This window comes from Desulfomicrobium baculatum DSM 4028 (genome assembly GCF_000023225.1).
Lineage (GTDB): Bacteria > Desulfobacterota > Desulfovibrionia > Desulfovibrionales > Desulfomicrobiaceae > Desulfomicrobium > Desulfomicrobium baculatum.
Genome location: NC_013173.1, coordinates 2,706,532 through 2,725,124, shown reverse-complemented (window position 1 = coordinate 2,725,124; position 18,593 = coordinate 2,706,532). Strand labels below are relative to the sequence as shown.

Below are 18,593 nucleotides of genomic sequence, written 5' to 3'. Positions count from 1 at the left end.
GCTGTCGAAATCGGAATGGTTGGTTCGCTGAGCGGAATGGGTGTGGTGGCGCATGTGGGTGTGCGGTTTTTGGAGACGTACCCATCAAGGTCCGCCAATAGCCGCTCCAACTCCCCTCCTGCCAAGGAGGGGTGCCCGAAGGGCGGGGTGGTTGCCTTTTCATGTGCGTGGGGCGCGCGTGTCGGCGTGGTCCGAGCAAGGTCTGCCGGAACTCCTTCGCTGGCCTCGTAATGCTTCCCGGCCTTGAGGCTCGGGCATTCATTTGCGCTTTGTACGGCCAACGGCCGGGAAACAAACGATGCCCGGCTCAGTCAGACAGCCGACAGCCCTCGCCCGAACCACGCCGCCGCGCTTGAGGCGATGCGGAAGGATGGTAGAGAAGTATCAATATCTGACAGAGTTGCACCGACTCCCCTCCTGCCAAGGAGGGGTGCCCGAAGGGCGGGGTGGTTGCCTCTTCATGTGCGTGGGGCGCGCGCCTGCGTGGTCCGGTCAAGGTCTGCCGGAACTCCTTCGCTGGCCTCGTAATGCTTCCCTGCCTTGAGCTTTGAACATCTTTTGCGCTTCGTGCGGGGGACGGCCGGGAAGCAAACGATGCCCGGCTCAGTCAAACAGCCGACAGCCCTCGCCCGAACCACGCCGACACGCTTGAGGTGGTGCGGAAGGATGGTAGGGAAGATGGACGTGTAAGGGGTGCAGGGGACGCGTCCCCTGCCCGCCGGAGGCATCTTACGCCATTTCCTGTTCAGTGCGGCGGATGATTTCTTCTTGGTGGTCGAGGTCCAGGTCGACGAAGTAGTCGCTGTATCCGGCTACGCGCACCAGCAGGTTGCGGTGTTCGGCGGGGTTGGCCTGGGCCTCGCGCAGGGTGGCGGTGTCCACGACGTTGAACTGGATGTGGTGGCCGCCGAGGCGGAAATAGGTGCGAACCAGCTGCGCGAGTTTGTCCAGGTCCTGATCGGATTTGAGCACTCCGGGCAGGAAGCGCTGGTTGAGGAGGGTGCCGCCGGACTTGATCTGGTCCATTTTGGACAGGGACTTGACCACGGCGGTGGGGCCGTTTCTGTCCGCGCCGTGGGAGGGCGAGGTGCCGTCGGATTCGGGCAGGTGGGCCAGGCGGCCGTTGGCCGAGGCGCCGAGCATCTTGCCGAAGTAGACGTGGCAGGTGGTGGAGAGCATATTCAGGTGGTAGCCTGTGCCCTTGGTGTTGGGACGTCCGTCGATGGCGGCGAAGAGCGAGTCGTAGACGCGGCGCATGATGTCGTCGGCGCGGTCGTCGTCGTTGCCGAAGAAGGGGGTCTTGTTCCAGAGCTTCAGACGCAGGGCTTCGGAGGCGTGGAAATTGGCGCGCAGGGCGCTTGCGAGCTGGCCTATGGACACGGAGCCGGCGTCAAAGACATGGGTCTTGATGGCCGAGAGGCTGTCCGTGACCGTGCCGATGCCGCAGCACTGGATGTAGTTGGTGTTGTAGCGCGGTCCGCCGTTGTAGTAGTCGAGCCCTTTTTCGATGCAGTCATGGATGACGGTGGATAGGAAGGGCGCGGGGGAGTGGGCGGCGTACATGCGCTCGATGTAGTTGTTGACGCGGATCTTGAGGTCCACCACCCAGTCGAGCTGACGGGTGAAGGCGGCATAGAGGTCGTCGAAGGTGGCGAAGCTTTCGGGCTCGCCGGTCCGGGGGCCGACCTGTTTGCCGGTCAGTTGGTCGCGGCCGTTGTTCAAGGCCAGTTCCAGAATTTTGGGCACGTTCAGGTAGCCGGTCAGGATGTAGGCTTCCTTGCCGAAGGCCCCGGTTTCGATGCAGCCGGAGCAGCCGCCCTCGCGGGCGTCCTCCACGGTCTTGCCCACACGCATCTGCTCCATGACAACGGCGTCGGTGTTGAAGATCGAGGGGTAGCCGTAGCCGTTTCTGATGACTTGGGCGGCGGCTTTCAGGAAGCGGTCCGGGGTCTTCTGGCTGATGTGCACGCTGGTCTGCGGTTGCAGGAGCCTGAGTTCATCGACCACTTCGAGGATGAGGTAGGACAGTTCGCTGACCCCGTCGGAGCCGTCGCGCCTGAGGCCCCCGAGATTGATGTTGGTGAAATCGTTGTAGGTGCCGCTTTCCTTGGCCGTGACCCCGACCTTGGGCGGGGCGGGATGGTTGTTGACCTTGATCCAGAGGCAGCAGAGCAGTTCCTTGGCGGCTTCGCGGGTCAGGGTGCCGTCGGCCAGCCCCTGCGCGTAGAACGGGGCAAGGTGCTGGTCGAGGTGCCCGGGAGTCATGGCGTCCCAGCCGTTCAGCTCCGTGATGGTGCCCAGGTGCACGAACCAGTACATTTGCAGGGCTTCCCAGAAGTCGCGCGGTGCATGGGCCGGTACGTGCCGACAGACTTCGGCGATGCGGGTCAGCTCGGCCTTGCGTGCCGGATCCGCTTCGGTCTTGGCCAGTTCCCAGGCCAGGTCGGCATGACGGTTGGCGAAGATGACCGCCGCGTCGCAGGCGATATCCATGGCGCGAAGCTGTTCGGCCCGGTCCGAGGCCAGGGGGTCGCTTAAATAATCGAGGCGGGTCAGACGCTCGGCGATGCGCTGCTTGAAATCGAGCAGGCCCATTTCGTAGATCGTGCCGTCGAGGGCGGTGTGGCCCGGCGCGCGCTGCTCCATGAATTCGGTGAAGAGCCCGGCCTCATAGGCGGTTCTCCATTCGTCCGGAATCCGGGAAAAGACGCGCTCGCGCATGGAGCGGCCCGTCCAGTAGGGGATGACCTCGCGTTCGTAGGTCGCGATATCGTTCTCCGACACATGGTAGCTCGTCATGGGGCGGGTGGCCAGCACGCGCAGGTCTTCCGCGGAGTGACAGGTCAGTTCCGGAAAGGTCGGCACGCATTTGGGCCGGGGGCCGCGCTCGCCGACGATGAGTTCGCCGTCGCCAAGGTAGATGGTCTTTTTTTCGCACAGGTCTTTGAAGACCAGGGCGCGCAGCACGGGCAGGGAGTGTTTGCCGTAGTGTTCGCGGTAGAACGCGGTTTCGAGCAGGGCGCGCTCGATGGAGATGGACGGCGTAGCGGCGAAACTTTCTTCACGCAAGCGCTCAATTCTCTGGTTCATCTATCCTCCGATGCGGACTTCAAGCCCGCATTGCTGCAAAATGTCCACGGCCCGGTCCACGTTGCCCGGATCGTTCTGTTTTATGGATTCTCCGGGATAGGGCTGGCCGAGCTTGGCGTATTTCCCACGGGCCGAGGCATGGTAGGGGAGCACGTCGATACTGCGGATGCCCGGCAGGGAAGAGGCCAAAAGGCCGGTGCGGCGGATGTTCTCTTCGTCGTCGTTCATGCCCGGAATGAGCGGAAGCCTGAGCGCGACCTGTGCTCCGGACCGCGCCAGCAGACGCAGGTTGGACAGGATCAGGGCGTTGTCCACCCCGGTCAGGCGGCGATGCGCGATGGGGTCCATGTGTTTCAGGTCGAAGAGAAAAAGGTCCGTGTGCCGCGCAATGCGCGAGATGGTCGCGGCGCTGGCAAAACCGCTGGTGTCCACGGCGCGGTGCAGGTCCAAGTCTTTGCAGGCCACAAGCAGCGCTTCAAGAAAATCGGGCTGGGCCAGGGGTTCTCCGCCGGAAAACGTCACCCCTCCCTGATTTCCGGCGAAAAAGGGCGTTTCTTTTTCGATCTCGGCCATGACTTCGAGTACGGTCCATTTTCTGCCTACGGCTTCATGCGCCAAGGCCGGGCATACTTCGGCGCAGACGCCGCAAGCGGTGCAGGCGTCCTGGTTTCTGAGCATGCCATCCGGGCCGGGGCTCAAAGCCCCTTGGGGGCAGGCTTCCACGCATTCTCCGCAGCCGACGCATTTGTCCGGCACGGTGAGCATGCCGGGGGGCGCCGCAATGCCTTCGGGGTTGTGACACCACAGGCAGGACAGGGGGCAGCCCTTCAGGAACACGGTCACGCGCAGGTCCGGCCCATCGTGCAGGGCGTAGCGCTTGATGGCGAAGATGACGCCGGAAGGGGAAGAGTTGGTCGGCATTGGTAATTGATAATGAAAATCGTTAATTTTTTCAATGCGGAAAAGAAGAATGCTCCCGGGGAAATGCCGGAATCGGGCGCGCTTGAAAAGAACGAAAAAAGACGTCATTTCCAAGGAAACTATTTAAATAAACTCTTGCCTCTTTTTTTTAAAATACGTATTTTCCATAGCCATGTATCAACCATTCCGGTTGGTGCGTGGTACGAGGAGACGGGAAGGGTTTTGGCCCAAAGGCGCGACAGATCCGATGGGAGACTCAACCTGGATTTTTCAGTTTTTTTACAGGAGACAAGTGCATCATGTCGAAGAACATTTATGTCGGAAACCTGCCCTGGAGTGCCACCGAGCAGGACGTGGAAACGCTGTTCGCAACATACGGCCAGGTTGCAAACGTAAAACTCATTTCCGACCGTGAGACAGGCAGAGCCCGCGGATTTGGTTTTGTGGAAATGGAGAGCGGCGCTGAAGAAGCCATCGCCGCCCTGGACGGCGCCGATTACGGCGGACGTTCCCTGAAGGTCAACGAAGCCCGTCCCCGTCCCGAGCGTGAACGCCGGCCCAGATGGTAGTCGCGTCGATCTGAGCCTTAAAAAAACCCTGCCCGGCAGGGTTTTTTTTTGCCCGGAGGGCAAGGTGTTACTGGATCTTTCTGGGATCCGGACCTTCGTTCTCTTTTTCCTCTTCCGCCGGAAGAGGGTGCGGCACGCCTCAGGGGCGGCCTTTCATCAGGCGTTCGCCGCTGCCCACCCCGTCCAGCCAGAACCAGCCCAGCGCTCCGGCCGCGGCGGCCAGCACAAGCAGTACTCCAAGCTCCACAACTCCTCCTTATTTGACCAGGGAGCGCCCGAAGCGCTTCAGGTCTTCCAGAATCATGTACAGGGACGGCACGATCCCCAAGGTGATGAAGGTCGAAAACACGATGCCGAACCCCAGCGACAGCGCCATGGGGATGAGAAACCGGGCCTGCCGGGACGTTTCCCAGATCATGGGCGCCAGTCCGCCAAAGGTCGTCACCGTGGTCAGCAGGATGGGGCGGAAGCGCTGCAGGCTGGCCTGGTGGATGGAGGACAGGGCCGAGTGCCCCAGACGGCGCTTGCCGTTGGCACAGTCGATGAGCACCAGTGAGGCGTTGACCACCACCCCGGACAGGGCCACGATGCCGAAAAGCGACACCAGGCTCAGGCTGTAGCCCATGAGCAGATGCCCGAAAATAGCGCCGACCACGCCGAACGGGATGCTGGTCATGATGATCAGTGGCTGCGCGTAGCTGCGCAGGGGGATGGCCAGCAGGGCGAAGATGCACAGGCTGCCCATGCCAAGTCCCAGCAAGAGTGCCCCGACCCCCTCTTTTATGTCGGCCTGTTTGCCTTCGAAGCTGAACTCCAGGCCCTGATAGCGGTCCTGCAGCCGAGGCAGAAAACCGTCCCTGACGGAATTTATGATCGCGGCGGCTTCGGACGGAGGCGTCACGTCGGCGGTCACGGAGATGATGCGACGGCCATTGCGCCGCTCGATGCTGGTGTAGGAATGTCCTTTGCTGACGTCCGCCACCTCCCGCAGCAGCACGCTTTTTCCGGCCGGAGTGCGCACCAGGAAATCCTCGATATTCTGCAGGGAGATGCGTTCGCCCTCGGGCAGGCGGACCATGACCTTTATTTCGTTGCGGCCGCGCTGCTGGCGCAGGGCTTCCGCTCCGAAGAAGGCTGCGCGGATCTGGCGGGCCACGTCCTGGGATGTCAGGCCCAGGCTGCGGCCTTCCGGACGGATGCGGAAATCGAGCTGGGTCTTTCCGGCGGAGAATCCGTCGTCAATATCCGAAACCTGGGCATAGGCGCCAAGCTCCTTGGCCAGATCCTCTCCCGCTTTTTCCAGAACCTGTGTTGAACGGTGCGAAAGTTCGATGGTCAGAGCCGCACCCGACCCCGGCCCGCCGCGATCCGATTCGAATTTGAGGTACTCGGCTCCGGCGATGTCGCCGACGCGCTCTCGCCACTGGTTGGTGAATTCCGTGGTGGACAGGGTGCGTTGTTCGGGCGGGGTCAGAAAGACGCGCACCGAACCCTGGTGCCCGCCGGAACTCGTGCCGACCTGGGAAAAGATGCCTTCGACCAGTTCCGCTCCGCCGTTTTCACGGGCCAGGTCGCCTGCGATGCGGACCATGCGCTCGATGGCCGCCTCCGTCCTTGCCACCGGCGATCCGAAGGGCATGGCCAGTTCGACATAGGCGTAATCCGACTCGACCTTGGGGAACATGACGATGCCCATGCGCCCGCTGGCCACGTATCCCATCGTGGCGACAAGGACGGCCACGGCCAAGGCCACGGTCAGGTAGCGCAGGCGGATGGTCAGCATGAGCAGGGGCGAGATGACGGTGTTCACCATGTGCATGAACCAGGTGCTGAATTTGCCCTGCCATTTGTGCACGAAGGACAGCCAGGATCTGCCTCCTGACTTGAGGTGCCCGAGGTGGGAAGGCAGCACGAAGAGGCTCTCCACCAGCGAAATGATAAAGACGCTGACGACCACCGCCGGAAGTACGCCGAAAACCCGGCCCAGCACACCAGGCACGAAGAGCATGGGTAGAAAGGCGACGACGTTGGTCAGCACCGAGAATGTCACGGGCATGACCACTTCCCTGGCTCCGTTGGTGGCGGCTTTGAGGGGGGAGAGTCCCTGTTCCCTGTATTGGTATATGTTTTCGCCGACCACGATGGCGTCATCGACCACGATGCCGAGCGTGATGATGAAGGCGAACATGGATATCATATTGAAACTCACCCCGAGTCCGGGAAGGATCAGAAACGATCCCATGATGGAGATGGGGATGCCCATGCTGACCCAGAAAGCGAGCCGGATTTCCAGGAACAGGGCCAGCAGGACAAAGACCAGGCACAGGCCCATGAGGCCGTTGCGGGTCAAAAGGTCCATGCGTTGGCGAAAGATGTCGGAACTGTCGTTGCGCTTGGCGATGTGCACGCCCGGAGGCAGAATCTGGTTCAGGCGCTCCATGTGGCGCTTGACGGCGTCGGACACGGAGATGGGCGTCTGGTCGCCGACGCGGTAGATGTCGAGCAGGATGGCGGGCTGATTGTTGTACAGGGCGTAGAGGTCCGTGTCCTCGAATCCGTCGGTGATGCGGCCGAGGTCTTCCAGGCGGACCACGGAGCCTTCCGGGGTGCTGATGATGGGCAGCCCTGCGAATTCCTTGCCCAGTTCGCGGCGGTCCTTGACCCGGACCAGGATTTCCCCCTGCGCGGTCTTGACGCTGCCTCCGGGCAGTTCCAGTGCCGAGTTGCCGATGATTTCCGCCACCTCGCGCAGGGTCAGGCCATGGGCGCGCAGGGTGTCCTGGGAAATTTCAATGCCGATTTCAAGATCCCTCGCGCCGCTTAAGTCGATGCGGGTGATCTCCGGGTCCTGCAGGAGTTCGTCGCGCACGGTCTCGGCCATTTCGCGCAGCACGCTTTCCTGCAGGTCCCCGTAAACGGCGATGGACAGGGTCCGGCGCTGGTTCGAGGCGACGACCACCTTCGGGGTCTCGGTGTCTTCCGGAAAGGAGGAGATGCGGTCGACCTCGCCTTTGACGTCCTGGGCCAGGCGTTCCATGTCGGTTCCTTCGAGGGCCTCGATGGTGACCGTGCCCACGCCTTCCGTGGACGAGGACGTGACCTTCTTGATCCCGTCCAGCCCCGTGACCCGCTCTTCGATGGCCAGGACAATGCCCTTCTCGACCTCTTCCGGGCTGGCCCCGGGGTAGACCACGGACACGGTCACGATCTCGGACTCGAATTCGGGAAAGACTTCCTGCTTGATCTGGGAGGCCATGATCAGCCCGCCCACGAGGCAGAGCAGCATGATCAGATTCGCGGCCACCGGATTGGAGGCCATCCAGGCGATGGCGCCGTGCTGAATTTTCTGGCGCATGGATCTACCTTTCCTCGCCCAGGGTGACGGGCATGCCGTCGATGGGAGAGGCCAGCTCGCTGGTCACCACGGTGTCGCCGGAGGCAAGGCCGTCCGAGATCAGGACCGTGTGCGTATCGCGCCAGACCACGGTGGCGGGCCGAATGGCCAGGGTTGCGTTGTGCACGGCCCAGACCGTGTCGTTTTCGCGCAGCGCGGCCCTGGGCAGGCGGATCACGTTCTGAAGGCGGGTGCCCTCGATTTCAAGGCGCACGTATTCACCCAGCAAAATGGGCGCGGGTTTGGCTTCAAGGGGGGCCGGCAAGGAGACCTGCACCCGCGCCAGGCGGCCCTGCTCTTCCAGGTCTCCGCGCAGGCGCAGGATGTGGCCGCTGCGTTCGGCGCCGCTGGCTTGGGACAGGATGCGCACCTTCGAGCCGGGGCTGTTTTTCCCCGGCAGGGTGATCCAGGGCAGACGGTCCACCGGGATGGCGGCCTCGACCCAGAATTCGCCTGTATCGACCAGGGTGGCCAGGGTGTCGGTGATGGAGACCCGGGAGCCGAGCTCCACGTTCTTGTCCAGCACGAGGGCCGTAAAGGGCGCGGTCAGCTTGGTCCGCTTCAGGTCGAGCCGGGCCTGCTCCAGCGCCGCTTCGGCCTGGCGGAGCTTGGCCCGGGCCTGGGCGAGTTGCGGTTTGCGCAGGGCCAGGTCCGAACTTTCCCCGGCCTTGCCCGTCATCTCAAGGAGATCCCATTCATGTCTGGCCACCTGCTGGTAGCCGATTTCGAGTTCCAGCGCGGCTGCGGCGCTTTGAAGTTCCGCCTCCCTGCTGGTCACGATCAGGCGAAAATCCTCATCTTTGAGCCGCAGCAAGGGGCTGCCTTTGGTGACGATTCCACCGGGCAGAAAGCCGGGGGCGATTTCACGGACGATTCCGGCCACCTCGGCCCGGATCTGGGTCTGGCGCGCGGGAACGACGGTTCCCAGGACCTGGACGACGGCTGTCTGCGGCCCCGCCGTGACCGTGGTTGTTTCGACCAGGGGGGCGATGAGCGCCGGAGGGCGTTGCGGCGGTTTGGGCCGGGTTTTGATGAAGCGGACGGCCATGAAAATTCCGGCTCCGATGACAAGCAGGGACAAAACAAGAACCAGGAGCTTGATTCGTCTCGGCAGGGGCTTTGTGTTGTCGCATTCAGGGATGATCATATACTTTTTTCCGCTTTGGTATTTGAGGGAGCGTCGGGGAAAGAGGTGCGCCAGCCTTTGCCCAGAGCCCGGCAAAGTCCGGTCTGCAGGGTCAGAAGCGATGCCTGTTCACGAATGTGCGTGCGATCGAGTTGCTGCAATTTCAGCAACAGGGAAAGGACCGTGTCGTATTCGAGCACGCCGTTCTGATAGCGAATCCGGGCGCTGGTCAGCGCAGCCTGGGCTGTGTCGCGCTGCGTCGTAAGGGCGCGGACCAGTTCGATTTGCTTGAGGACGGAGCTGACCGCGGTGTCCACTTCGGACAGGGCCGAGAACACGGTTTTTTCATATGTGGCCAGGCGTTCCCTGCGCACGGCCTCCTGCCGTTCCACTTCGGCCCGGCGGCTGCCTCCGTCGATGATCGGGGCGGTCAGGGATGCGGCGAGATTAGCCAGCCAGTTGTCGAAGATGCGGCTCGCATCGCCGCCGCTGTGCTCGAAATTTCCTGTCAGGCGCAGCGCCGGCATGCGGTCGGCCCTGGCGGCGGCCACGTCCCAGCCCGATTCGAGCAGACGCTGCCAGGCGGCGCGGATGTCGGGGCGCTCGCGCAGCAGGTCCGCCGGAAGCCCTGTGCCTGGGATGGGCATGGGCTCCGGGAGAGTGGTGGCGCTGGCCAGATCCACGCTGCCGGGCGCTTTGCCCAGGAGCAGGTTGATCCGGTTTTCCAGACGCACGGCTTCGGACCTCAGGGGGAAAATGACGGTTTCGGTCTGGGCGATGGCTTCGCGCTGCTGCAGCACATCCAGAGCCGAGGCGAGCGAGTTGGCGAAGCGCAGTTCAAGGGTGGAGAGGATGGCCGCATTGGTGCGCTGCTGCTCTTCAAGCACGGCGAGCTGCTGCCTGGTCGAACAGAGGGATATCCAGGCCCCGACGACTTCGCCGCTTAAGGTCAGGGCCGCCGTGCGCAGGTCGTCGCGACTGGCCATGACGAAAAGCGTATCGGCCTGCCGCAGCGCCCTGACCCGGCCCCAGAGGTCGAGTTCATAGCTGGCGGCCAGTCCCAGACCGTAGGTGTCGCTCTCGACCTGGTTTTGGGCGTGGAGTTTGGTCCAGGACCGCGCAGCCTCGGCGCTGGCGTCCAGGGTCGGCCACAGGGCGCTCCCGGTTTTCTGCGCGGCGGCCTCGGCCTGTTCGAGTCGGGCCAGGGCTGTGCGAATGTCCGGGGCGGAGCGCAACGCTTCATCCATCAGCCTGTTGAGGTCTTCGCTGTGCAGTGCGCGCCACCACTCTTCGCCGGGCATATGTTCCCCGGCTTGCAGACGGTACGCCTGCGGCGGTTGTGGCACTGACGGGGGTACGGGGGTGAAGGCGTGGCATCCGCTCAGAATGAGAACAAGAAAAACGAGTAGCCTCATGCGATGCGCTCCGGAAGACAGAGAAGGAAGCAGGTTGTGCGCGGCGTGACCATGCGTGCAATCTGAATCTGAAAGGTGAATGGCAGAGGGCCGCTCTTTACAGTTGCGTCGAAGTTCGCGGGCGGGTTTCAGACCGATAGCGATGTCGAGAATTTCTTGTCGACGACGAGGATATGGTTGGTCAGCCAGCCGCTCAGGAAATGGTACATGTCCCAGGCCAGCCCTTCCGAGGCCAGGATGATATCCAGATCAAAGAGCTGGAGCTGGTCGACGAAGGCCAGATGCTCATCCCGGTGCTCCGCCAGATCGGCGTAGCCTGCGGCGTCCATGATCGTCTCCTCGGTCCGGAAGTGGTACTGGGCGTATTCCTTGAGCTGGGCCAGGACTGCTTGCAGGTCGTCCATGGATGCGCAACCGATGCCGTCCGCCAGGGTGCCTATGATTTCGACCAGGCGTTGATGCTGGGTGTCGACTTCGGGGATATTCGTTTCAAAAGATTGATCCCAAACGATTTTTTTGTTCATTCCCTTTTGGCTCCTGGGCTTGGCGGTGCAGAATATTACATATCATTAACCCAGAGCGCCCTGCGGGAAAAGGGGCAATTCCCGTTTAATCCCGGATTTGGTGGACAAAGGCGCGGTTCGGGCTCAGGCGGATTCGGTAGCCTTGCGGGGTGGATAGGTGTGGATGGATTCAGGGTCGGCCACTGCGCGCAGGGCGGCCAGGGCCAGGGCGGACATTTCGTCTTCTCCCGCATGGACCATGACCGGCCCCAGGAATTGCACGTGTTCAGCGATGCTGTTTGCCAGCTCCCGGTCATGCACGAGCCCGCCGGTCAGGATCACGGCGTCGACCTGTCCGCGCAGCACCGCGCCCATGGCCCCGATTTCCTTGGCCACCTGGTAGGCCATGGCCTGCCGCACTTCCCGGGCGAGTGCGTCGCCCTTGCGGATGCGCTCCTCGATTTCCATGCCGCTGGCCGTGCCCAGGTAGGCCAGGAAACCGCCCTGGCCCGTGATCCTGCGCCGGATATCCCGTTCGGTCGCGCCGGGCGCGAAGCACCAGCTCACGATCTCTGCGGCGGGCAGGCCGCCGCTGCGTTCGGGCGAGAAGGGACCATCCCCGTCGAGGGCGTTGTTAACGTCCACCACCCGGCCCAGCTCGTGCGCGCCCACGGACACGCCCCCGCCCAGGTGGGCGATGATGAGGCGCAGCTCTTCATAGGATCGTCCCAATCCTTCCGCCACGCGCCTGGCCACGGCCTTGTGGTTCAGGGCGTGGAAGATGCTGCGCCGTTCTATGGAGGGGTGTCCGGAGTAGCGGGCCAGGGGCCCGAGTTCGTCCACAACCACGGGGTCGGCGATAAGCGCGGGAATGCCTGCGCTTGTGGCCAGATCGTGGGCCAGGATGGCGCCGAGATTGGAGGCGTGGGTGCCGAACGCGCAGGACCGCAGATCGAATAGCATCTGCGGGCCGACGGCGTACACGCCGCCGGGAATGGGGCGCATGAGCCCGCCCCGGCCGATGACGGCACCAAGCTCTGAAACGCTCTGCCCGTGCCGGATCATGGCCTGGGTGATGGTCTCCCGCCGGAGCTGCTCCTGATCCATGACATGCTCGAATCGCGCGAGATCGGCCGCATCGTGGCGGATGGTTTCCACGAAGAGCTCCTGCCGGTCGTCAAAGACCGCGATCTTGGTGGAGGTAGATCCTGGGTTTATGGCAAGAATCTTCATGCCTGGTTTCCGTTTGCGGCCATGAGGATGCCCAGGGCCACGGCGTTGATCTTGGTCTGGTGGGAGTCGGCCCGCGAATTGAGCAGCACCGGGGCCTTGGTGCCCATGACCACTCCGGCCGAACGGGCATGGGCGAAATACATGAGACTCTTGTAAAAGATGTTGCCCGCCGCCAGGTCCGGGGCCAGCAGGATATCGGCCTTGCCCGCCAGCGGGTCGCGCATGCCCTTGTGCCGGGCGGCTTCGATGCTGATGGCGTTGTCCAGGGCGTAGGGCCCGCCCACGCGGCAGCCCGTCAGTACAGCGCTGCGGTTCATTTCCACCAGGGCCGCGGCGTCCACGGTGGCCGGCATTTTCGGGTTGACCTTCTCGGACTCGCACAAGACTCCGACCACGGGGTCCGGGTTGCCCAGGGCGCGGGCCACCTTAACGGCGTTGAGCACGATCTGGCGCTTGGTCTCAAGGTCCGGCCGGATGATCATGGCCGCGTCGGTCAAAAGATAGAGCTTGTCGAAGCCGGGCACGTCCATGACCACGGTGTGGCTGACCGTTGCGCCGTTGCGCAGGCCCGCGTCGCGGTTCAGGACGGCTTTGAACAGGACCGAGGAGTCCACAAAGCCCTTCAAGAGGATCTGGGCGCGGCCCGAGGCCACGACCGCCACCGTGGTCGCCGCGCCGCAGGCCTCGCCCCGCGCGTCGACCAGCTCGAAGGGCGCGAGATCCAGTTCGATTGTATCGGCGATGGATCTGATTTTGTCGGTGTTGCCGACCAGTATGAAATCGGCCAGCCCCATGGCCTGGGCCTCGGCCACGGCCTTAAGGGCCTCGGCATCCTGGGCGCAGGCCACGGCCACGGTCTGCCGGGGCAGGGTCAGGGCCTTGTCGATGATGGACTTCATGGATGTGAGCATGGCATCTCCTTGCGAGCCATGCCGATAGATCATCGATTGATTGAAAACAAGAGGTCCGCAACTGTTTTTGCCATTTTTGCAGCCTTGGTTGCGGGACTTGCCCCTGTGCCCGCACGGAGCTAAGCAGGGCCGATCTTCGGAGGAAGCATGCATATTCGTACATCCGCGCTGGCCGCCGCGTCCGTGGCCAGTTTTCTGGTTCCGTTCATGATGTCCGCCGTGGCCATCACCCTGCCGGTCATGCAGGTGGAGCTTGGGGCCACGGCCGTGGAACTCAGCTGGATCGCGGGGAGCTATATCCTGGCCCTGGCCGCCATTCTGTTGCCTGTGGGCCGGCTGGCCGACATTCTGGGCCGCAGGCGGACCTTTGTCTGGGGTACGGCGGCGTTCGTGATCTTTTCGTTGTGCGCATCCCTGGCCTGGTCCGTGACCAGCCTCGTGGCTCTGCGCGTCGTGCAGGGGGTGGGCGCGGCCATGATTCTGTCCACGGGCGTGGCCATCGTCACGGAATTGTATCCGCGCACCGAGCGGGGCCGGGTCATGGGCATCATGGTCGCCTGCGTCTACCTCGGCCTGTCCGTGGGGCCGCTTGTGGGCGGAATGATGACCTCCCTGGCCGGGTGGCGCTCGGTCTTCTTTCTGTGCTTGCCTCCGGGCCTTCTGGCCTGGATCATGGCCCGCAGGATCAAGGACGAATGGCGCCCGGCGCATGGCGAAGGTTTCGATCTGATCGGGAGCCTCCTGTACGCCGCCTTTGTGGTCTGCTGCGTCAACGGACTGACCGGGCTGGCCAGGCCGGAGCGGGGACTGCCTCTGCTCGGTGCGGCATTGATCCTGGGCGTTTTTTTCGTGCTGCGTTCGCGCAGCGTCGCCCATCCGCTCATCGACCTTTCGCTGTTCACGGCCAACAGGGTCTTTCTGCTCTCGAGCTTGGCGACCCTGGTCAATTACGCGGGCACCTTCGCGGTGGGCTTTTTGCTCAGTCTGTACCTGCAGGTGGTGAAGGGTTTTTCGCCCATGCATGCCGGGTTCATACTGATTGTCCAGCCCGTGGTGCAGAGCCTGCTCTCCCCTCTGGCCGGGGTCCTGGCCGATCGCTTCAACGCGGCCTGGCTGGCCAGCCTGGGCATGGCGCTGTGCGCCCTGGGGCTGCTGGGGATGTGCGGGGTGGACCTGCACACCGGGTTGCTTGAGATCGGCGCGATTCTGGCCTTGCTGGGTCTCGGGTTCGCCCTGTTCGCCTCGCCCAACATGAGCGTGGTCATGGGCAGCGTCGAACCCCGGCACTACAGCATCGCCTCCAGCCTGGTCGCGACCATGCGCACCTTCGGCATGACCCTGTCCATGGGCATCGCCGCCGTGGTCTTCGGTTTTTTGCTGCATGACCGCCAGATCGCCCCTGAAACGATCCCGGAATTTCTGGCCAGCATGCGCATCATCTTTGCCGTCTGCGCAGGGCTTTGCGTGGCGGGCGTGTTCTGTTCCCTGGGGCGTGTCGGAAAACGCTGAATACTCTTTCGTGTCCGGACAGGATTATCTTTTCTTCAGGTTCGTCTTGGCATAGGTTGCCGGAGGATGTTTTTTCAGGTCGCTATACGAGGAGGATTTGTGATGCGTATGATGAAAATCATGATGGTCAGCGCGGTTGTCGTGTGCCTGGGAACGTTCTTCGCCTTTGCGAGCGAGCCCCAGGAACTTGTGGAGAAAACCTGCAGCTCATGCCACGACTTGGGCCGGGTCCGCGCCGCCTACGGAGTCAAGGACCAGACGGCCTGGTCGGCCACGGTGGCCCGGATGCTGGCCAAGGGCAACGCCCCTGCGGTCACTCACGAGCAGCACGGGCTCATCGTCGATTGGCTCTCGGCCCAGAAGAAATAACCATCATCCGTTTTTCCATGCGGAAAAGTCCAGCCTTTGGCGCAGCCAGGGGCTGGACTTTTTTGTTGGCTTTGCATGGAGCCGACTTTTTTGGTCGTATTTAAAGTTTTCTGTCTTTGTTGACTTAAAAGTCGCAAAGGGCATAATGCTGGGCATCTTTCCCACCACACCAGGAGGTTGCTCATGTGTTCTTTTTCCTTGAGAATGTTTCTTTTTATGGCCGTGTTTGGGCTTTGCGCGGGGAGCCCTGCTTTTGCCGAACCCTCGGGCAAGCTGGTCATTTTTCATGCCGGAAGCTTGTCCGTGCCCTTTGCGGACATGGAAAAAGCCTTTGAGGCAAAATACCCGAAGGTCGACGTGCAGCGTGAAGCAGGAGGGAGCACCAAGCTCGCCCGCATGATCACGGAGCTTGGCAAGCCCGCCGATATCATGGCCTCGGCCGACTACGAGGTCATCGACAAGATGCTCGTGCCTGAGTTTGCGAAATGGAACGCTCGTTTTGCCACCAATCAGATCGTGCTCTGCTACACGGCTTCAAGCAAATACGCCTCTGAAATAAACGACAAAAACTGGGCCGAGATTCTGCAACGCCCCGACGTTGTCTGGGGTCATTCCGATCCGAATCTGGACCCGTGCGGTTATCGCAGCCTGATGGCCATCCAGCTTGCCGAGAAGTTCAGCGGCCAGGCCGGACTGTACGACAAGGTGCTGGCCAACCGGCCGGAAAAGAATGTGCGCGCCAAATCCGTGGAGCTCATTTCCATGATGGAATCCGGCAATATGGACTACGCCTTCGAATACATGTCAGTGGCCGTGCAACACGGGCTCAAGTATGTGACCTTCGACGACCACATCAACATGGGCAACTATGCCATGGATCCTTTCTATAAAACCGCCGTGGTCAAGGTCACGGGCAAGAAGCCGGGCGAGTTCGTCGAACTCAAGGGCAGTTCCATCACTTACGGGGTGACCATGCTTGATGGCGCCGCCAATCCCGAGGCCGCCGAAGCCTTTCTGGCCTATCTGCTCGATGAGAAGGGCGGTCTTGCCATCCTGAAGGCGCAAGGGCAGCCGCCGCTTGTTCCCGTTAACGTGGCGACGCAGGAAATGCATGCCGCGCTGCCCGCATCGCTGGGGGCGCTGGTCAAGGTCGCCGAATAGATGAATACACGCGGAGTCACCTGCGGCAACTCCCGCTTTACCGCGGCTCTGGATCGCCGGTTTTTGGCCCAGGGCAGGCTTGATCCGGGCCAGCCCGTCCGGCTGGATTTTGCCCCGCAAAACCTGCATTTCATGCCGGAAGCATAGCCTCACGTACTTGCACTGCATAAAGAATAGGTCCTATAGGTCCCATGAGACCTATAGGACCTATTCTTTTTCAAGGAGGATTTCATGATCGATACACCCGTCCAGTACCGCTACGCCGAGGATTTGAGCTACTGTTACGGTTGCGGCAAAAACAACGCCCAGGGCCTGCATATCCAGACGCACTGGGATGGAGAGCAGGGCGTGGGGCGCTTTACTCCCCGGCCGGAGCATATCGCGCTGCCCGGATTCGTCTATGGCGGGATGCTCGCCTCTCTGGTGGACTGTCACGGGGTGGCCACGGCCGCAGCTGCCGCTTGCGCGGACGACGAGCAGCTTTCGCGTTATGTGACCGCTTCCCTGCACGTGGATTTTCTGCGGCCCACGCCCCTGGGGCCGGAGCTTGAGCTTGTGGCGCGGGTCACGGAGAGGCGGGGCCGGAAGATCGTGGTGGAGGTGGAGATTTCGGCGCTGGGAGAGGTGCGGGTCCGGGGGCAGGTCGTGGCCGCGCCCATGCCCCAGACCATGGGCCGGGAATGATGCCGGCCCGTGGAATACGCTGCTCAGCCCAGCAGCATGATGATTTTTGAGGCCATGATCATGCCGACCAGGGCCACGGGATAGACCGTGGCGTAGGCGGTGGCGGCGTAGGGAGTGTCGCTCAGGGAAGAGGCCGCGGCCAGTCCCGGAGTGGAGGTCATGCCGCCGGTTATGACCCCGAGCATGCGCAGAAACGGGATGCGCAGCACTTTGGTGCAGAGCGGCACGCCGATGATCATGGGCGCGAGGGTCATGATCGCCCCGGCCAGGAAAAGGGGCAGACCGTATTCGCGTAGCGTGGGCACGAGAGTGCTCCCCGCCGCCGTGCCGACCACGGCCAGAAAAAGCCCCAGACCCAGGTCGCGGATCAGGGCGTTGGCAGTGCTGGGCAGTTCGGTGATCACCGGGCCGATCTGCCGCACCGCGCCGAAGACAAGGCCCGCCAGGAGCACCCCCCCGGTGGAGCCGAGGGTGAATATCCCAAGCCCCGGCAGGTAAAGCGGCACCGCGCCGAAGGCCAGACCGCAGAACAGTCCGGACAGCAGCACCATCACGCTGGTGGCGAAAAGCGCGCGCACGTCATCGCCGAGCAGCTTCTTGACATTCTCCAGGGTTTCGGGGTGCCCGACCACATGCAGCACATCCCCCTGGCGCAATCGGACGTTGGCTCCGGCCGGGCAGTCGAAGCCGTTGCGGGTGATGCGCGAGACCTGCACTCCGAAGACATGGCTCAGGTTCAAAGCGCGCAGGGTCTTTCCGGCCACGTCCGGGCGGGAGAGCAGGATTTCTTTTTTCACGAGTACGGAATTGAATGCCAGATCCGCCTCCACCACAGGTCCGATGACCACCTCGGCCTGATGCAGGGCTTCCGACGTCCCCACCACCCGGACCGTGTCGTCCATGTTCAGGATCGTTTCCGCCACAGCCAGTTCCGGGCTTTCGGTTCCCGCCCGCAGCACGCGGGTGATGGTCACCTCGGCCATGCGCTCGGGGAGGACCCGGGACAGCGGTCCGGTGCACAGATTGGGATTGGTGACCCGAAGGTGCGTGAACTCCATTTGCGGATGCAGGCTGCTCAGTTCCTGCTCCAGCTTTTCTTCTTCCTGCCTGATGCCGGCGCGCAGCAGGCGCGGCAGGAGCTTGACCACCAGCACCACCCCGACCACGCCGAACGTGTAGGCCACGCCGTATGCCGCTGGGGCGGCGCTGTCATGGGCCAGTTCCACGGCCACGGCCAGGCCCGGAGTGGAGGTCAGGGCCCCGGCGAAGAGCCCGGCGGTGATCTCCTTGGAAAATCCGAACCAGGCCTTGCAGCCAAGCGCAGTGAGCAACCCCGCGAAAACCATGGACAAGGCCCCGAGGCTCAGCGCCAGTCCTCCGCGTTTCATGGAGTGCAGAAAACCCGGCCCGGCCTGCTGGCCCACGGAATAGATGAACAGGATCAGTCCCAGGCTCTGCATCACTCCGGGCAGGCTGAGGCCCGCGAATCCGGCCAGAAGTCCGGTGAAGACGATGCCCGAAGAGCCCAGGGAAAAGGAAAAGATTTTGACTTTGCCGAGCAGGTGTCCGGACAGAATGACGGCAAGCAGCAGGAACATGGGATTATGCAGGAGCTCCATGGGGAACCTCCATGATATTGTTTGGTTGATCAATAGGCGGTGGGACTACTCTTTTTCCGTAGCATTGCAAGCGGAAAATGGAGTTGTCC

The 18,593-nt window shown here is 62.6% G+C and carries 15 protein-coding genes; 6 read left to right on the top strand and 9 right to left on the bottom strand.

Annotated features, from left to right (window positions below; all coding sequences use genetic code 11):
* Positions 1-729 precede the first annotated feature (729 nt).
* Both hypD and DBAC_RS11840 read right to left on the bottom strand, forming a co-directional pair.
* Entirely contained in the window at positions 730-3,090 is a 2,361-nt protein-coding gene (gene hypD / locus DBAC_RS11845; RefSeq protein ID WP_015774535.1) for a trans-4-hydroxy-L-proline dehydratase, read from the bottom strand.
* On the bottom strand, positions 3,091-4,011 hold the full coding sequence (locus DBAC_RS11840) for a glycyl-radical enzyme activating protein (RefSeq protein ID WP_015774534.1): 921 nt from the start codon (positions 4,009-4,011) through the stop codon (positions 3,091-3,093). It abuts the gene before it with no gap.
* A 299-nt stretch (positions 4,012-4,310) separates the two neighbouring features.
* Here DBAC_RS11840 and rbp point away from each other — a divergent pair, with 299 nt between their 5' ends.
* Positions 4,311-4,580 (top strand): RNA-binding regulator, encoded by a 270-nt coding sequence (gene rbp, locus DBAC_RS11835; protein WP_015774533.1) that lies wholly within the window; start codon positions 4,311-4,313, stop codon positions 4,578-4,580.
* A 256-nt stretch (positions 4,581-4,836) separates the two neighbouring features.
* On the opposite strand, the gene DBAC_RS11830 is transcribed toward rbp, so the two are convergent.
* From DBAC_RS11830 to DBAC_RS11805, 6 genes are all read right to left on the bottom strand, one after another.
* Positions 4,837-7,935 carry an efflux RND transporter permease subunit gene (locus tag DBAC_RS11830; protein ID WP_015774531.1) on the bottom strand — a complete coding sequence of 1,033 codons (3,099 nt, stop codon included), beginning with the start codon at positions 7,933-7,935 and terminating at the stop codon, positions 4,837-4,839.
* Positions 7,936-7,939: 4 nt separating this feature from the next.
* A complete protein-coding gene (locus tag DBAC_RS11825; protein ID WP_015774530.1) occupies positions 7,940-9,121 on the bottom strand; it encodes an efflux RND transporter periplasmic adaptor subunit in 1,182 nt (393 codons plus the stop codon).
* Complete coding sequence (locus tag DBAC_RS11820; protein ID WP_015774529.1) at positions 9,118-10,515, bottom strand: efflux transporter outer membrane subunit; 1,398 nt, start codon at positions 10,513-10,515, stop codon at positions 9,118-9,120. The genes DBAC_RS11825 and DBAC_RS11820 overlap by 4 nt, the downstream gene beginning before the upstream one ends.
* 128 nt (positions 10,516-10,643) lie before the next feature.
* A complete protein-coding gene (locus tag DBAC_RS11815; RefSeq protein WP_015774528.1) occupies positions 10,644-11,039 on the bottom strand; it encodes a bacteriohemerythrin in 396 nt (131 codons plus the stop codon).
* A gap of 123 nt (positions 11,040-11,162) precedes the next feature.
* The gene (gene buk, locus DBAC_RS11810) at positions 11,163-12,251 is read right to left on the bottom strand and encodes a butyrate kinase (RefSeq protein WP_015774527.1); all 1,089 of its coding nucleotides are present in this window, start codon (positions 12,249-12,251) and stop codon (positions 11,163-11,165) included.
* Positions 12,248-13,162 carry a bifunctional enoyl-CoA hydratase/phosphate acetyltransferase gene (locus tag DBAC_RS11805; RefSeq protein ID WP_015774526.1) on the bottom strand — a complete coding sequence of 305 codons (915 nt, stop codon included), beginning with the start codon at positions 13,160-13,162 and terminating at the stop codon, positions 12,248-12,250. The genes buk and DBAC_RS11805 overlap by 4 nt, the downstream gene beginning before the upstream one ends.
* 147 nt (positions 13,163-13,309) lie before the next feature.
* Between DBAC_RS11805 and DBAC_RS11800 the strand changes: the two genes are divergently transcribed.
* The 5 genes from DBAC_RS11800 to DBAC_RS11785 all read left to right on the top strand — a co-directional run bounded on the left by DBAC_RS11800 (position 13,310) and on the right by DBAC_RS11785 (position 16,885).
* Positions 13,310-14,671, top strand: coding sequence for an MFS transporter (locus DBAC_RS11800; RefSeq protein WP_015774525.1), 1,362 nt, complete (start codon positions 13,310-13,312; stop codon positions 14,669-14,671).
* Between the two features lie 102 nt (positions 14,672-14,773).
* The gene (locus DBAC_RS11795; protein ID WP_015774524.1) at positions 14,774-15,040 is read left to right on the top strand and encodes a hypothetical protein; all 267 of its coding nucleotides are present in this window, start codon (positions 14,774-14,776) and stop codon (positions 15,038-15,040) included.
* Positions 15,041-15,223: 183 nt separating this feature from the next.
* Positions 15,224-16,201 carry a tungstate ABC transporter substrate-binding protein WtpA gene (gene wtpA / locus DBAC_RS11790; RefSeq protein ID WP_015774523.1) on the top strand — a complete coding sequence of 326 codons (978 nt, stop codon included), beginning with the start codon at positions 15,224-15,226 and terminating at the stop codon, positions 16,199-16,201.
* Positions 16,202-16,348 carry a hypothetical protein gene (locus tag DBAC_RS19235; RefSeq protein WP_015774522.1) on the top strand — a complete coding sequence of 49 codons (147 nt, stop codon included), beginning with the start codon at positions 16,202-16,204 and terminating at the stop codon, positions 16,346-16,348.
* Positions 16,349-16,432: 84 nt separating this feature from the next.
* Complete coding sequence (locus DBAC_RS11785) at positions 16,433-16,885, top strand: PaaI family thioesterase (RefSeq protein WP_015774521.1); 453 nt, start codon at positions 16,433-16,435, stop codon at positions 16,883-16,885.
* A gap of 23 nt (positions 16,886-16,908) precedes the next feature.
* Here DBAC_RS11785 and DBAC_RS11780 read toward each other — a convergent pair whose 3' ends face one another.
* The gene (locus DBAC_RS11780; protein ID WP_015774520.1) at positions 16,909-18,504 is read right to left on the bottom strand and encodes an aspartate:alanine exchanger family transporter; all 1,596 of its coding nucleotides are present in this window, start codon (positions 18,502-18,504) and stop codon (positions 16,909-16,911) included.
* Positions 18,505-18,593 lie beyond the last annotated feature (89 nt).

Coding starts and splice junctions, on each gene's coding strand:
- hypD (WP_015774535.1), bottom strand. CDS start 3,090: ATGAACCAGAGAATTGAGCGCTTGCGTGAAGAAAGTTTCGCCGCTACG.
- DBAC_RS11840 (WP_015774534.1), bottom strand. CDS start 4,011: ATGCCGACCAACTCTTCCCCTTCCGGCGTCATCTTCGCCATCAAGCGC.
- rbp (WP_015774533.1), top strand. CDS start 4,311: ATGTCGAAGAACATTTATGTCGGAAACCTGCCCTGGAGTGCCACCGAG.
- DBAC_RS11830 (WP_015774531.1), bottom strand. CDS start 7,935: ATGCGCCAGAAAATTCAGCACGGCGCCATCGCCTGGATGGCCTCCAAT.
- DBAC_RS11825 (WP_015774530.1), bottom strand. CDS start 9,121: ATGATCATCCCTGAATGCGACAACACAAAGCCCCTGCCGAGACGAATC.
- DBAC_RS11820 (WP_015774529.1), bottom strand. CDS start 10,515: ATGAGGCTACTCGTTTTTCTTGTTCTCATTCTGAGCGGATGCCACGCC.
- DBAC_RS11815 (WP_015774528.1), bottom strand. CDS start 11,039: ATGAACAAAAAAATCGTTTGGGATCAATCTTTTGAAACGAATATCCCC.
- buk (WP_015774527.1), bottom strand. CDS start 12,251: ATGAAGATTCTTGCCATAAACCCAGGATCTACCTCCACCAAGATCGCG.
- DBAC_RS11805 (WP_015774526.1), bottom strand. CDS start 13,162: ATGCTCACATCCATGAAGTCCATCATCGACAAGGCCCTGACCCTGCCC.
- DBAC_RS11800 (WP_015774525.1), top strand. CDS start 13,310: ATGCATATTCGTACATCCGCGCTGGCCGCCGCGTCCGTGGCCAGTTTT.
- DBAC_RS11795 (WP_015774524.1), top strand. CDS start 14,774: ATGCGTATGATGAAAATCATGATGGTCAGCGCGGTTGTCGTGTGCCTG.
- wtpA (WP_015774523.1), top strand. CDS start 15,224: ATGTGTTCTTTTTCCTTGAGAATGTTTCTTTTTATGGCCGTGTTTGGG.
- DBAC_RS19235 (WP_015774522.1), top strand. CDS start 16,202: ATGAATACACGCGGAGTCACCTGCGGCAACTCCCGCTTTACCGCGGCT.
- DBAC_RS11785 (WP_015774521.1), top strand. CDS start 16,433: ATGATCGATACACCCGTCCAGTACCGCTACGCCGAGGATTTGAGCTAC.
- DBAC_RS11780 (WP_015774520.1), bottom strand. CDS start 18,504: ATGGAGCTCCTGCATAATCCCATGTTCCTGCTGCTTGCCGTCATTCTG.